The 13,710-nt window shown below is 73.2% G+C and carries 13 protein-coding genes and 1 pseudogene; 9 read left to right on the forward strand and 5 right to left on the reverse strand.

The window, feature by feature from the left end:
* Positions 1-52 precede the first annotated feature (52 nt).
* Positions 53-718, forward strand: a complete 666-nt coding sequence (locus C1A33_RS06700) for a sterol desaturase family protein (protein ID WP_243407262.1) — start codon at positions 53-55, stop codon at positions 716-718.
* A gap of 344 nt (positions 719-1,062) precedes the next feature.
* Here C1A33_RS06700 and C1A33_RS37680 read toward each other — a convergent pair.
* The 3 genes and pseudogenes from C1A33_RS37680 to C1A33_RS06715 form a co-directional block, all read right to left on the reverse strand.
* Positions 1,063-1,671, reverse strand: a pseudogene (locus tag C1A33_RS37680) (polysaccharide deacetylase family protein); the annotation flags it as partial.
* 574 nt (positions 1,672-2,245) lie between these two features.
* A complete protein-coding gene (locus C1A33_RS06710) occupies positions 2,246-2,872 on the reverse strand; it encodes a DUF6542 domain-containing protein (RefSeq protein WP_207770190.1) in 627 nt (208 codons plus the stop codon).
* Positions 2,873-2,999: 127 nt separating this feature from the next.
* On the reverse strand, positions 3,000-4,442 hold the full coding sequence (locus C1A33_RS06715) for a DNA recombination protein RmuC (protein WP_101830646.1): 1,443 nt from the start codon (positions 4,440-4,442) through the stop codon (positions 3,000-3,002).
* Between the two features lie 81 nt (positions 4,443-4,523).
* On the opposite strand from C1A33_RS06715, the gene ychF reads away from it, so the two are divergent.
* From ychF to C1A33_RS06730, 4 genes are all read left to right on the forward strand, one after another.
* Positions 4,524-5,600, forward strand: a complete 1,077-nt coding sequence (gene ychF, locus C1A33_RS06720; RefSeq protein WP_101830647.1) for a redox-regulated ATPase YchF — start codon at positions 4,524-4,526, stop codon at positions 5,598-5,600.
* Between the two features lie 120 nt (positions 5,601-5,720).
* Positions 5,721-6,047: a DUF4258 domain-containing protein gene (locus C1A33_RS34630; RefSeq protein ID WP_165818257.1), complete on the forward strand. Its 327-nt coding sequence runs from the start codon at positions 5,721-5,723 to the stop codon at positions 6,045-6,047.
* Positions 6,047-6,283: a YgiT-type zinc finger protein gene (locus C1A33_RS34635; RefSeq protein ID WP_165818258.1), complete on the forward strand. Its 237-nt coding sequence runs from the start codon at positions 6,047-6,049 to the stop codon at positions 6,281-6,283. The genes C1A33_RS34630 and C1A33_RS34635 overlap by 1 nt, the downstream gene beginning before the upstream one ends.
* 165 nt (positions 6,284-6,448) lie before the next feature.
* Entirely contained in the window at positions 6,449-7,018 is a 570-nt protein-coding gene (locus C1A33_RS06730; RefSeq protein ID WP_243407263.1) for a DUF952 domain-containing protein, read from the forward strand.
* Here C1A33_RS06730 and C1A33_RS06735 read toward each other — a convergent pair.
* Both C1A33_RS06735 and C1A33_RS06740 read right to left on the reverse strand, forming a co-directional pair.
* Positions 6,993-8,030 (reverse strand): DNA-3-methyladenine glycosylase family protein, encoded by a 1,038-nt coding sequence (locus C1A33_RS06735; RefSeq protein ID WP_101830648.1) that lies wholly within the window; start codon positions 8,028-8,030, stop codon positions 6,993-6,995. The two genes, C1A33_RS06730 and C1A33_RS06735, sit on opposite strands and share 26 nt — an antisense overlap.
* 102 nt (positions 8,031-8,132) lie before the next feature.
* Entirely contained in the window at positions 8,133-8,432 is a 300-nt protein-coding gene (locus C1A33_RS06740) for a 4a-hydroxytetrahydrobiopterin dehydratase (RefSeq protein ID WP_101830649.1), read from the reverse strand.
* Between the two features lie 385 nt (positions 8,433-8,817).
* Between C1A33_RS06740 and C1A33_RS06745 the strand changes: the two genes are divergently transcribed.
* The 4 genes from C1A33_RS06745 to C1A33_RS06760 all read left to right on the forward strand — a co-directional run bounded on the left by C1A33_RS06745 (position 8,818) and on the right by C1A33_RS06760 (position 13,386).
* A complete protein-coding gene (locus C1A33_RS06745) occupies positions 8,818-9,225 on the forward strand; it encodes a (deoxy)nucleoside triphosphate pyrophosphohydrolase (RefSeq protein WP_243407265.1) in 408 nt (135 codons plus the stop codon).
* Positions 9,226-9,448: 223 nt separating this feature from the next.
* Positions 9,449-11,287 carry a translational GTPase TypA gene (gene typA, locus C1A33_RS06750; RefSeq protein WP_101830668.1) on the forward strand — a complete coding sequence of 613 codons (1,839 nt, stop codon included), beginning with the start codon at positions 9,449-9,451 and terminating at the stop codon, positions 11,285-11,287.
* A gap of 129 nt (positions 11,288-11,416) precedes the next feature.
* Positions 11,417-12,328, forward strand: a complete 912-nt coding sequence (gene mshB / locus C1A33_RS06755; RefSeq protein WP_101830650.1) for an N-acetyl-1-D-myo-inositol-2-amino-2-deoxy-alpha-D-glucopyranoside deacetylase — start codon at positions 11,417-11,419, stop codon at positions 12,326-12,328.
* 83 nt (positions 12,329-12,411) lie between these two features.
* Entirely contained in the window at positions 12,412-13,386 is a 975-nt protein-coding gene (locus tag C1A33_RS06760) for a S1C family serine protease (RefSeq protein ID WP_101830651.1), read from the forward strand.
* Positions 13,387-13,710: the final 324 nt, after the last annotated feature.

Here is a 13,710-nt window from a genome sequence, read left to right on the forward strand (position 1 = left end):
GCGGCTGGGCGGCTCGCCGCCGCGCCCCGCCGTCACCGCGCTGCGGCCGTCGGTGGTGTTCGCCCGCCTCGACCGGCCGGGGCCGCACGGCAGCGCGGCGGAGGTCCGCACGCTGCCGGCGGCCGTCCGGCGCTTCCTGCGTCATCCGCGGCCTCGGGTGCTGGTCGGCTGCGTGGGCCTGCTCGGCGCTGTGCGGATGGCCCGCGGGCCGTGGCGCCGGCGGGACCTCGGCGTCGCCGTGGCCGCCGCTGTCGCGCAGCCGTTCGTCGAATGGGGTGTGCACCGGCTGGTGCTGCACGCCCGGCCCGGTACCCGGCTCGGCGCCCTCGGCTACCAGGTCGCCGGCTACGGCCACGAGCAGCATCATCGCGACCCGGAAGACCTGGACACGATGTTCCTGCGCCCGCGCGAGGTGATCAGCGGCACCGCCGTCCTCGCCGTCCCGGCGCTGCTCGCGCCGCCGTGGGCGGCGACCGGGGCGCTGTGCGCGGGCCTCGGCGTCCTCGCCTACGACTGGACGCACTTCCTCATCCACAGCCGCGTCGCGCCGCGCTCGGCGTACTACCGGCGCCTGTGGCGGGGGCACCGGCTGCACCACTACCGCAACGAGCGGTTCTGGCTGGGGGTGACCAGCCCGCTCGGTGACATGGTGCTGCGGACCAGCCCGCCGAGGGACGCCGTGCCGCTGTCGCCGACCGCGCGGGGCGCCGCCGCGTAGGAGAGGTCGGAGCCGTCCGCGGCCGGCACGGCCGCCGGGGCGATGTCGGCACTGTCGGAGTCGCCGCCGCCGAGGCGCGGGCGGAACGGGCCGGCCTCGCGTGAGGTGCGGCGCGGCCGGAAGACCCGCCCGCGTGCCAGCACCGGGTGCGGTCCCGGCTGGCCCAGTCCGTCCAGCCAGGCGACGAGCCGGCTGTCCGGCGTCGTCGCCTCCACGGTCAGCCTGGCCAGGGCGAAGCGGTCGTCGTCGGGATGGGACAGGACGTCGCGCACCGCGCACGCCGAGCTGTAGCCGGCGGAGATCACCAGCTGGCGGACGGACAGATCGTAGCCGCCGCCCGGGTAGGCGAACGTGCGCGGCTCGTCGCCGACGGCCACCGCGAGCCGTCGCCGCGACAGGGTGAGCTCCGCGATCACGTCCGGGCGGGCCAGCTCGTTGAGCGGCCGACCGGTATGGCCGGAACCGCCGATCTCGATTCCCAGACCGCGGATCCTATGCAGGTCCGTCCGATGGAAATAGCCCGGATCACCTACTCGGGAACTGGTGACGAACACGGTGGCCGTCAGCCCGGACTCGGCCAGCTGGCGCAGGGCGCTCATTGTTTCGGCGCCGCCGTCGTCAATCGTGATGATGACCGGATTCCCGGGGGCGGACGCGGTGCCGACGGTGGCGACGTGACCGGAGACCGTCATCGGCACCCGCCCGGAGGCCGTGATCAGCCGACAGTGGCGCGCGAACGTGGCCAGCGGCATCGGCCGGCGCCGGGCGCCCCGGGAGGTGTGCGGGTCGAGCGAGCGGTAGCGCAGGACCGGGATCACCTGGCCGCGCCGGATCGAGGGCCGGCCGGGCATCACCGCGGGCCGGGCACGGCGGCGCGGCGTGGGCCGGGCGGGGCGTCCGGAGCGAACGACAAGCGGGCCTCCCTGCGATCGCCGCGACGGCGGACGCGGCATCGGATGATTGCGCGGAAGTACGTCCGGATGGAGCCGTGATGCGGCATGAAATGTAGCACGAGCGGCTGCAATGGCTGGGGAGGCGGCGGTGGTGCCTATCTCGCCGATCGACTGTCTCCGCAGGTCATCCTTAGGCAAATTAAGAAAGCAGAACTCTTCGCGGCCGAGTCGTGGTGGAAAACGCGCGGTGTGGGTTGGTCGAAGACCGTGTGGGCGTTGTGCACCAATGGCGTGGATGATGGGCCGGTGGTGCCCGTCGGATCAGGGCGCGGAGCCCGGGGCGGAGCCGGAGTCGCGGCGTACGCGGGAGAATGTCCGGCAGTCGCAGCGGGCGCAGTCGTTGCCTCGGCGGTAGTGCCGGTGCTCGTCGCGGTGGTGGCCGCAGCGACAGCGGTTCCACCAGGAGGAAATCCCTCTCACGGCATCCCCTTGTGTCGGCGTCACCGATCCGTGACCTTACCGGCAGCCGATGTCGTGACGGGACTCACGTGGGTGCCGTGCTCGCGTCGTGGTGCCGTGCTCGCGTCGTGGTGCCGTGCTCGCGTCGTGGTGCCGGCACGGACAGATCGCAGAGTTACAGGTCGGGGCGTCGGCGGCGGTCGCCGGCGGACTGGGCGAGGGCGCGGGCCCGCTCCCGCCGGGCGATCTGGGCGCGCCGGCCGCGGAACAGTGCGATCGCGGTCACCAGCAGGAAGGCGGCCAGCAGGATCGGCGCGTGCAGGATCATCTCGGATCCGATGTCGAGCGCCTTGTTCTTCAGCCCGGAACTACCGTCGCCGGTGGACGGGTCGAGGTAGCCGACGCCGATCGTGATGAGCGCATACACGAGCGGCGGCATGATCACGACGCCGATCAGATCGTCGGTATGGACCCGCACCGCCACCAGAACGCAGCCGCCGATGAACAGCACCCCGAAGCCATAGGACAGCGAGCCGAACGCCACCGAGTCGATGAGGGCACCGAGACCGCCGATGACCAGGACGACGAGGGCGGTGCCGAGCGCGGTAAGACCTCGCCGGCTGCCTGTGAACAGCGTGGGCGGCGGCGCCGACGAGCGACCGCGTGAGCCGCGGACATACGGGTCGTCGAACCTGTCGGCGCGCGCGGACCTTCCCTGCGGCCCGGCTGACTGCCGATGTGGCGGCACACTCACGAACGCAAGGTACCGCTCGCGGATTTCCAATGCGTCAGGACGATGCATCAGACGGCCGCTTCCGCCTGTGCACCGGAACTTTCGGTGGCCGGATCGCTCCATTCCGTGGGGTCGTCATCGTCTTTCTGGCCGTTTGCCCTCGATGTCCTCCAAACGTTGCCGGGACGGTCGCTGGTCAGGTCCGATACCCGACATCGTCTTGCTCGGCGGCCGGAGACTCCCCAGTCGGCGCGGCGGGCGGGGGCGCGGGCCGGTCGGCCGGGATGCCGGCCAGCAGCTCCGCGGCCGACAGCGGGCGCACACCCGTCTCGACCGGGCCGGGGCTCGGCAGAGGCGCCTCGACGACCTCCATGGCGGCCAGCCGGCGTGCGGGGGTGAGCACCCTGCTCTCCAGCGAGCCGACCGTGGCGTTGAAATCGCCGACCGCGCGGCCGAGGGAACGGCCGAGCCGGTCGAGATGATCGCCGAGGGTGCCGAGCCGGGTGTAGAGGTCCCGGCCGAGCTCGAAGATCTCCTGCGTGCGCGCGGTCAGGGCCTCCTGCGTCCAGGCGTGCGCGATGGTCCGCAGCATCGCGATCAGGGTGGTCGGCGTCGCGATGATCACCTTGCGGGCGGCGGCGTGCTCCAGCAGCGTGGGGTCGTGGTCGAGCGCCGGGGCGAGGAACGCCTCGGCCGGCACGAACAGCACCACGAACTCCGGCGACGACGGCAGCCTCCGCCAGTAGGACTTGGCGGCCAGCCCGTCGACGTGGGCCCGCAGGTGACGGGCGTGGGCGGCCATCCGTCCGGCGCGGTACTCCTCGTCGGCGCTCTCGGCGGCGTCGAGGAAGGCGGCGAGCGGCACCTTCGCGTCGACCACCACGTTGCGCCCGCCGGCGAGGTGAACCACCATGTCCGGCCGCAGCGGGCCCTCGTCGCCGGCGACCGTCATCTGCTCGGTGAAGTCACAGCGGTTGAGCATGCCGGCGACCTCGGCGACCCGGCGCAGCTGCATCTCCCCCCAGGCGCCGCGCGCCTGCGGCCGCCGCAGCACGGTGACCAGCGCCGCCGTCTGCGTCCGCAGGTTCTCCGACGCCTCCCGGGCGAAGCGGACCTGCTCGACGAGGCCCGCATACGCCTCGGTGCGGGCCGTCTCCAGCTCGCGCAGCCGGCCCTCCACCCGCCCGAGGGCCTCCCGCAGCGGGGTGACCAGCGACTCCACGGCGGCGCGGCGGGCGTCGAGATCGCCGCGGGCGCGGGCACCGGCCTCGTCCAGCCGGGCGGTCGCGAGCTCCACCAGCTGTCGGCTCGCCCCCTCCAGCGCCTGCGCGGACAGCGCCTGGAAGCTCTCGGTGAGCCGCTGCTGGCTCTGTTCGACCAGAGCGACCCGCTCGTCCGCGGCGCGCCGCTCGTAGTCCAGCGCGGTGCGCAGGCCCTTCACGTCCGCCTCGGCCAGCTGGGCGCGCTCGGTGGCGGCCTCGGTGGCCGCCCGCGCGGCGTCCCGCTCGCGCAGGACGGTGGCGTGCGCGGCCGCCAGCGCCGCGTGCCGCGGATCGGCCAGCCGGCGGGCGGCGAGGAACCCGCCCACGGCGCCGAGGGCCAGCCCGACGAGGGTCAGGAACGCGCTGGTCGTGTTCACATCGCAAGGCAATCACGCCCCACCGACAGTTCCGCGGCGGCCGCGGCGGGCCGCGCCCGGCGGCCCGTAGACTGATCCGCCATGGGCTTGTCGATCGGTATCGTCGGGCTGCCCAACGTCGGCAAGTCCACGTTGTTCAACGCCCTGACGCGCAATGAGGTGCTCGCCGCGAACTACCCGTTCGCGACGATCGAGCCGAACGTCGGCGTCGTCGGCGTCCCCGACCCGCGTCTCGACGAGCTCGCGAAGCTGTACGACAGCGCCCGTGTGGTGCCGGCCACGGTCAGCTTCGTCGACATCGCCGGGCTCGTGCGCGGCGCGTCCGAGGGCCAGGGCCTGGGTAACCGGTTCCTCGCCAACATCCGCGAGTCCGACGCCGTCTGCCAGGTCGTGCGCGTCTTCTCCGATCCCGACGTCGTCCACGTCGAGGGCAGGGTCGACCCGCCGTCCGACATCGAGACGATCAACACCGAGCTCATCCTCGCCGACCTGCAGACCCTCGACGCCCGCCTGCCGAAGCTGGAGAAGGAGGCCCGCGCCGACAAGGCGAAGCAGCCCCTGCTCGCCGCGGTGAAGGCGGCCCGCGAGGTGCTCGACGCCGGCCGCACGATCTCCTCCGAGCCCTCGATCGACCGCGCCGAGCTGCGCGAGCTGTTCCTGCTCACCGCGAAGCCCTTCCTGTACGTCTTCAACGTCGACGAGGACGTGCTCGCCGACCCCGGCCGCCACAAGGAGCTCGTCGACTCGGTCGCGCCCGCCGACGCGATCGTCCTGTGCGCCAAGGTCGAGGCCGAACTCGCCGAGCTCGCCGACGCCGACGCCGCCGAGCTGCTCGCCTCCCTCGGCCAGGGCGAGAGCGGCCTGGCCCAGCTCGCCCGCATCGGCTTCCATACCCTCGGCCTGCAGACGTTCCTCACCGCGGGCCCGAAGGAGTCCCGCGCCTGGACCATCAGGGCCGGCGCGACCGCCCCCGAGGCCGCCGGCGCCATCCACACCGACTTCCAGCGCGGTTTCATCAAGGCCGAGATCGTCTCCTACGGCGACCTGATGTCCGCCGGCTCCATGACCGCCGCCCGCGCCGCCGGCCGGGTCCGCATGGAGGGCAAGGACTACGTCATGGCCGACGGCGACGTCGTCGAGTTCCGCTTCAACGTCTGAGCCATCGGTCCCGCGACAGCGTGGGGCCAACCCCTGGGCCACGTGGTCGATGCCTCACGGCCCCAGACGTTGCCTACGGTCTGAAACGACCGTGTCCTCATCTCGCGCGGCGGAGGCCCCATGCCCGACGGCGGGGATCACTACCGACCTGTCTCCCGGCCGTACGTCCGACGGTTCGAATACCGCTACACCGAGCACGTGTTCGACAAACTTCAGCTCATCGACATCGCGCTGGCCGAGTTCGAGCGCCTGCTCGGCGTTGGCGAGGTGATCGCGGAGGCGCCGAGCGGCCTGCTCGTCGTCCGCGAACTCGTCCTCCTGATCGAGTGGCTTCGACCGCTGCATGTCGTTGTCGGCGTTGCCGAGAGCCGGCGGTGCGAGACACTGATTACGGTCTACGAGCCGTACCCGGCGGAGTGGTCGGGCGATCTTCGGAGGAGGCGGTAGTGCGCTGCGACGAGTGCGGCAACGGCGAGATTCGCCCCGGCCTGAAGCCGAAGGTCGTGCAGCGGGACGGTCGGGTCGCGGTGGTGACGGACATCCCCGTGGACGAATGCCCGTCCTGCGGCAGGACATGGCTTGATGGTCACGTCGCCCGGCGGGTGGACGAGCTGTTCCGAGAGATGCTGGCCGCGGACCTCGTGGCGGTTCGTCCCTACCGGGAGGCCGCGGCGGCCGCCTGAGCGACCGGCGACGTGTCGATTTTCGCCTCAACGTCTGACCGGCTGGCCCGTGATCCGCCCGGATGGGCGGTCTGTCACGAAGGTGCGGGCGAGGCTCGGCGGCCACGGGGTACAACGGCCGAGAGCGCGGCGGTCGGTCCGCGTCGGCGAGGTCTCGGAGGGCGGGTGGCCGTGGCGGGCGACGACGGGCAGGCTGGCGACGGTCAGGACGTGGACGAGCGGGTGATCTGCCATCTGGTGGGGCGTTCGGCGTGGTCGGTGGGGGCGGCGGGGTATCGGCCGGCGAGCCTCGGGAGCGAGGGGTTCATCCACTTCTCCACGCCGGCGCAGGTCGTGGCCACCGCCAACCGGTTCTACCAGGGGCGGGACGACCTGCTCCTGGTCGTGGTCGACCCGGCACGGTTGAGCGCGCCGCTGCGCTGGGAGCCGCCCGCCGAGCCGGCCACCGCCGTGAGCCAGCCCGGTGCAGTGAGCCAGTCCAGTCCCGCGGGACCGGCCGGATCGGAGGAACCGGCGGTGCCCGGTGCGGTTGGGGCGGCCGGTTCAGCAAGGCAGAGTGTTCCCGCGGGAACGTCGGGCCTGGCGGGAGCCGTCCGGGCAGGGGGAACGGCGACGGCGGGTGGGGAGCTGTTTCCGCATCTGTACGGGCCGATCGACGCGGGGGCGGTGACGGCGGTGGTGCCGTTCCCGCCGGAGGCGGACGGGAGGTTCACCATTCCGTCCACCCTCTGGTGATCTCCAACCAGCAGACCGTGCCCGCCCAGGGGCCGAAGCGGGCGTAACGGGCGCGGATCGTCCGGTCGTCGGCGGGGCCGGACAGGTCCGCCACCTCGCCGACGCGTGCTCTCGCCCAGGTGTCCAGGGCGAGGCCGCGGGGGCGGCCGAGCAGGCCGAGCATCAGGTCCGCACTGACCGGTCCGAAGCCGGGCAGGGCGCGGATGGCCGCGGCGATCTCGTCGTCACTCAGGCGAGGCGAGGCGAGTGAGGCGGGCGAGGCGGGCGGGGCGTTGGGGCGCCAGGACTCGACGTCGAGGGTGCCGGCGTCGACGCGCTGCGCGAGCAGCGCGAGCGGGCCGGCGCGGTAGCCCCAGCCGGCCTGGTCACGCAGGATCTCGGGGCCCTCGTCGGCGACGGCGCGGGCCACCGCGGCGGGCTCGGGGAAGGCGCGTTCGCCGGCCGGGCCGCGGGCACCGAAGCGGTCGGTGAGCTCGGCGAGCATCGTGCGGGTCCGGGCGAGCGAGGCGTTCGTCGCCGCGAGCGCGCGGACGAGGTCCTCCCAGACGGTCGGGGACCGCAGCAGCCGGCCGTGCCCGCCCTCGGCGATCCAGGCCAGGCCGGTCTCGCCCGCGATGGCGGCGTACAGGCCGGACAGGTCCTCGTCGAGGGCGAGTGCGTGCCGCACCTGGCGGCGGATGGCGGCGGCGTCCGCTTCCTCGCCCGGTGTTCGTCCCCAGGTGACGGCCAGACTCTCGGGCTCGGGCGCGGGCTCGGGCGCGGGCTCGTGGACGGTGATGGTCAGCGCGCCGGCGTGGGGGAGGGTGAGGACGCGGTGCCAGGCATCGTGATCGACATCGAAGCAGGACGGCCCCAGCCCGCTGGCTGCGTGACTGAGTGTGACCGATGATAAGCGGAAGTTGGGCGGTAGTGGGGTGATCCGCAGAGCGCCCGCGCGGGGGAGGTCCGCGCCGGGGGGAAGCCGGCCGAACCGGCCCCCGGCGCGGATCTCCGCCGCCGCCTGTGCGCCCACGGCTTGCGCTCACCTCCCTGGACCCGGCCGAAAACGACGGATCCGTCAGAGGTGATCATGCCCCAGGTCGGGTCGATCAGCACTGCACACCGGGGAGGTTGATCAGTAGGACACCCCCGCGGCGCGCAGCAGGGCCGAGATACGACGGGCGAGTTCGATGTCGAGGTTCGTGACGCCGCCTACGGAGTGTGTCCAGACGGTGAAGGTGACGGTGCCGGGCCCGCGGTCGATCACGGGGTGGTGGTCCATCTCGTCGGCGGTGCGCATCACCTCGGCGCTGATGGCGTCGGCCTCGTCGCCGTCGACCATGATCCGCAGCTGGATCCGGTCGGCGTCGCCGAGCCAGCCGGGAAGCGCCGCCAGCGCGTCCGTGACCTCGGCGGTGTCCAGTTTGGTCGGCATCGGTGTGTGCTCCCTCCGTCCGGGCCCGCGGGATCCGACGCCCGCGGCCGGGGATGACTCCGGTGTGATGACTCCGGTGTGTTGCCTAACGGTTCGCGGGGCGGTCGGCGCGCTGACGCGCCGGGGATGCATGGCCCGATCGGGCCATGCGACCCGAACCGCCGGCATCCGATCCCAGGACGGCCGGAGTCTGGGAGAGTCCGGCACCATGAATGCGGATGTGAGCGGTCAGGGTGCCTGCGCCCTTCCCCCTCCGGTCACCCCACCGGCGCGGAGCGTAACGTCCGGGGCCGTGGCCGCTCCCGCGTCGAACGAGCCCGAGCCCGTCGCGCAGCCCGTCGCGCGGCCCGCCGCGGGGCCGGACCCGGCGCCGGGGAGGGGACGGCTGGTCGTCGCCGTGGCGCTGCTCGACGAGCGTCGCCGGGTGCTCGCCGCCCGCCGGCGCGAGCCGCCGGCGTACGCGGGGATGTGGGAGTTCCCGGGGGGCAAGGTCGAACCGGGCGAGACCGAGCTTGACGCGCTGGTCCGCGAGTGCCGGGAGGAGCTCGACGTCGAGATCGAGGTCGGGCCCGTGCTCGGGGAGGTGGAGCTGGCCCGGCCCGGCTGGGTGCTGCGGGTCTGGTTCGGTCGGATCACCGGTCGCGTCCCTCGGATGGTGGACCACGACGAGCTGCGGTGGCTGAGCGTCGCCGAACTGTACGACGTGCGGTGGATGCCGGCGGACGGCCCGCTGGTCGACCGGCTGCATCAGGTGCTGGCCGGCTCCGACACGGTCGGCTGGCCGGCTGGCTGAGACCTCCGTCTCAGCTGGCGAGGTGGTCGGTGGTGGGCCGGGCACGGACGGGCGGAACGGTCCGTACCATGGGTTGTGGTACGGCCGTCCGCCGCCGGCCGGTGTTGCGTCGGCGGGGGTGGTTCGCGCGCCCATGCGCCGCCGACCACTGGCCGTTGCCGGTGTCCTTTGTCTGTGTCCTTGCGGGGTCGAGAGCCCCATGTCCGCCCCGGAGCGCCTCACCGTGTCCACTCGTGCCGATCTTCGTAACGTGGCCATCATCGCCCACGTCGACCACGGCAAGACCACGCTCGTCGATGCCATGCTGCGCCAGTCCGGCGCCTTCGGGGAGCACGCCGAGCTCACCGACCGGGTGATGGACTCGATGGACCTGGAGCGCGAGAAGGGCATCACGATCCTCGCGAAGAACACCGCGGTCCGCTACGGCGACATCACGATCAACATCATCGACACGCCGGGCCACGCCGACTTCGGTGGCGAGGTCGAGCGCGGGCTGTCGATGGTCGATGGCGTGCTGCTGCTCGTCGACGCGAGCGAGGGCCCGCTGCCACAGACCCGGTTCGTGCTGCGCAAGGCGCTGGCCGCGCGGCTGCCGGTCGTCCTCGTCATCAACAAGGTCGACCGTTCGGACGCGCGCATCGCCGAGGTCGTCGACGAGGCGTACGAGCTGTTCCTCGACCTCGACGCGGACGAGGACCAGATCGACTTCCCGATCGTCTACTGCAACGCGAAGGCCGGCCGCGCCTCCACGACCCGCCCGGCGGACGGGTCGAGCCCGGACTCGCCCGACCTCAAGCCGCTGTTCGACCTGCTGCTCGACACCATCCCGGCGCCGTCGTTCGACCCGGAGGCGCCGCTGCAGGCGCTGGTGACGAACCTCGACGCGTCGCCCTACCTCGGCCGTCTGGCGCTGTGCCGGGTGCACAATGGCACGATCCGTCGGGGTCAGCAGGCCACGTTGTGCCGCGCCGACGGCACCCAGGCCCGGGTCAAGATCAGCGAGATGCTGATGACGCAGGCGCTGGAGCGGGTGCCGGCCGAGGAGGCGGGGCCGGGCGACATCATCGCCGTCGCCGGCATCCCGGACATCACGATCGGCGAGACGCTGGCCGACGCGGAGGACCCGCGCCCGCTGCCGGTGATCACGGTCGACGAGCCGTCGATCAGCATGACGATCGGCATCAACACCTCGCCGCTGGCCGGCAGGTCCGGCAAGAAGCTCACCGCCCGGCTGGTGAAGAACCGCCTCGACGCCGAGCTCGTCGGCAACGTGTCGATCCGGGTGCTGCCGACCGAGCGGCCGGACACCTGGGAGGTGCAGGGCCGCGGTGAGCTGCAGCTCGCCGTGCTCGTCGAGCTGATGCGCCGCGAGGAGTTCGAGCTCACCGTCGGCAAGCCGCAGGTCGTCACCCGGCTCGTCGACGGCAAGGTGCACGAGCCGGTCGAGCGCCTCACGATCGACGCGCCCGAGGAGTTCCTCGGCACGCTCACCCAGCTCCTCGCGCTGCGCAAGGGCCGGGTCGAGCAGATGATCAACCACGGCACCGGCTGGATCCGCCTCGAGTACCTGGTGCCGGCGCGCGGGCTGATCGGTTTCCGCACCGAGTTCCTCACCGAGACCCGCGGCACCGGCCTGCTGCACCACGTCTTCGAGGGCTACGAGCCCTGGTTCGGCGAGCTGCGCACCCGCGCGACCGGCTCGATGGTCGCCGACCGCAGCGGCCCGGCCACCGCCTACGCGCTGTTCAACCTCCAGGAGCGCGGCACGATGTTCATCCCGCCGACGACCGAGGTCTACGAGGGCATGATCGTCGGCGAGAACTCCCGGGCGGACGACATGGACGTCAACCCGACCAAGGAGAAGAAGCTCACCAACATGCGCTCGTCCACCGGCGACGAGCTGGTCCGGCTCACCCCGCACCGCACCCTCACCCTCGAGCAGGCGCTGGAGTTCTGCCGGGAGGACGAGTGCGTCGAGGTGACGCCCGGCTTCGTCCGGCTGCGCAAGGTGGCGCTGACCGCGGCCGAGCGCGAGAAGCTGCGGGCCCGCCGCCGCGCCTGATCTCCAGCCGGCCGCGGGCGCCGGGGATTGTCGGTGGCGGGTCGTAGGGTCGCGAATGTGACGTCTGCTGCCTCGCCGCCGAATCCGCCCCCGCCGACCGCCGCCGGTTCGCCGGCCGCGCGGCGGCTCATGGTCGTGCACGCGCACCCGGACGACGAGGTCATCTCGACCGGGATCGCGCTCGCCTCCTACGCCGCCGCGCCCGACACCTCCGTCACCCTCGTGACCTGCACGTTGGGGGAGGAGGGCGAGGTCCTCGTGCCGGAGCTGGTCAATCTGCGGGCCGATCTCGGCGACCAGCTCGGCGGCTACCGCATCGGCGAGCTCGCCGGCGCGTGTGCCGCCCTCGGCCTCACCGACCAGCGCTTCCTCGGCGGTCCGGGCCGCTTCCGCGACAGTGGGATGATGGGCACCCCGCCCAACGACCATCCCCGCAGTTTCTGGCAGGCGGACCTGGACGAGTCCACCGCCGAGCTGGTCCGCATCGTCCGGGACGTCCGGCCGCACGTGCTCGTCAGTTACGACTCGTTCGGCGCCTACGGTCATCCCGACCACATCCGCGCCCACCAGGTCACCGCCCGTGCGTACACCGACGCGGCCGACCCGGCGTTCGCTCCGGACGCCGGCGCGCCCTGGCAGGTCGCCAAGCGGTACGAGACGGCCATGCCGCGCTCCGCGGCGCTCGCTGGCTTCGAGCACTTCCGCGACGCCGACGTCCCGAACAACCCGTTCGCCGGCATGAAGTCGGTCGACGACATGGTCGTCCGGCTCACGGAGGACGCGGACATCACCACCGAGATCTCCGCGCCCGAGTTCTTCGAGGCCAAGATCGCCGCGATGCGGTCGCACCGGACCCAGATGGCCGTCGACGGCTTCTTCTTCGCCCTCGCCGACGGCATCGGCCAGCGGGCCTGGGGGGCCGAGCACTTCGTGCTGGCCGCGGGCACCCGCGGCCCCGGTGGCGGCGCCGATGGCCGCGAGCAGGACTTCTTCGCCGGCATCGAGTTGGCCGGCATCGAGTTCGCCGGCATCGAACTGTGACCGGACGGGCGGGAATCACTGCCGTCGGCGCCCGCTTGTAACGGTGTAATCCCTGCAAGCCAGGGTGTGCTCCGGGAGGTCGGATGAGCGACGGGAACCATGGCGGCCACACCAGCCATGACCGTGATGACCCGCTGGACGCCTACTCGGCCGTCGTGACCCGGGTCGCCGCCGCGCTGACGCCGTCGGTGGCCAGCCTGCGGGTGCGCACCCGGCGCGGCGCCGGTGCCGGATCCGCGGTGGTGTTCACCGCCGACGGGTTCCTGCTCACCTCGGCACACGTCGTCGAGGGCGCCGACGCCGTGACGGCCGGGCTCGCGCAGTTCGCCGACGGCACCGAGCGCGAGTTCGACGTCGTCGGCGCGGATCCGCTGTCCGACCTGGCCGTTCTGCGCGCCCGCGGCTCCACGCCGCCCGCGGCGGAGCTCGGTGACGCGGCGGGGCTGCGCGTCGGTCAGCTTGTCGTGGCGGTCGGTAACCCGCTCGGGCTGACCGGCAGCGTGACGGCGGGCGTCGTCAGCGCGCTGGGTCGGTCGCTGCCGACCCGGGCGGGTACGGCGGCGCGGGTGGTCGACGAGGTCATCCAGACTGACGCGGCGCTCAACCCCGGCAACTCGGGCGGCGCGCTCGCCACGGCCGACGGCCGGGTGGTCGGCGTGAACACGGCCGTGGCCGGGGTGGGCCTCGGGCTCGCCGTTCCCGTCAACGAGACGACGAGAGCGATCCTCGCGGCACTGATGCGCGACGGCCGGGTCCGGCGGGCCTACCTCGGGGTCGCCGGGGCGGCCGTGCCGCTGCCGCCGGCGGTCGAGCGGCGCACCGGCCAGCGGCGCGGCGTGCGCCTCGCCGAGGTGGTCGTCGGCAGCCCGGCGGGCAGCGCCGGCCTGTTCACCGGCGACCTCGTGCTGTCGCTGGGCGGCGTGCCGGTCGTCACGCCCGGGGATCTTCAGCGGCTGCTGACGGAGGGCACGATCGGCCGACCGGTGGAGGTGACGGTGTGGCGCCGCGGCGCGCTCGTCGACGTCGTCGTCGTCCCCCGTGAGCTCGTCACGACCTGACCGCCGAGGCCGTGGGGCGTCCCATGACCACCACGGGCTTATCGGGCGTACTCGTCTAGTGTCGAGGCATGTCCCGCCCCGGTTCCGGTCCGCGTCGCACGCCACCGCAGCCCACCGGTTCCCGTGCGCCCCGTGGAACGAGCTCGCCCGGGGCACGGGGAGGAGCGGGGGTGACCGGCCGGGCCGGTGCCCCCTCGCGTCCCGCGGATGACGGCGCTGGCGGCGGCCCCGGCGCTGGCGGCGGCCCGGGTGCTGGCGGCGGCCCGGGTGGTGGTGGAGGTAGCCGTGGCGGGGCGTCCGCGGGCGCCGCAGCGGCGGGGAGCG

It is taken from the genome of Frankia canadensis (assembly GCF_900197875.1).
Classification (GTDB): domain Bacteria; phylum Actinomycetota; class Actinomycetes; order Frankiales; family Frankiaceae; genus Frankia; species Frankia canadensis.

What these genes read in the sequence shown, in the direction of transcription:
- C1A33_RS06760 (WP_101830651.1), top strand. Translation starts at nt 12,412, where the DNA reads ATGAGCGACGGGAACCATGGCGGCCACACCAGCCATGACCGTGATGAC.
- C1A33_RS06710 (WP_207770190.1), bottom strand. Translation starts at nt 2,872, where the DNA reads ATGCATCGTCCTGACGCATTGGAAATCCGCGAGCGGTACCTTGCGTTC.
- C1A33_RS34630 (WP_165818257.1), top strand. Translation starts at nt 5,721, where the DNA reads ATGCCCGACGGCGGGGATCACTACCGACCTGTCTCCCGGCCGTACGTC.
- C1A33_RS06740 (WP_101830649.1), bottom strand. Translation starts at nt 8,432, where the DNA reads ATGCCGACCAAACTGGACACCGCCGAGGTCACGGACGCGCTGGCGGCG.
- mshB (WP_101830650.1), top strand. Translation starts at nt 11,417, where the DNA reads ATGGTCGTGCACGCGCACCCGGACGACGAGGTCATCTCGACCGGGATC.
- ychF (WP_101830647.1), top strand. Translation starts at nt 4,524, where the DNA reads ATGGGCTTGTCGATCGGTATCGTCGGGCTGCCCAACGTCGGCAAGTCC.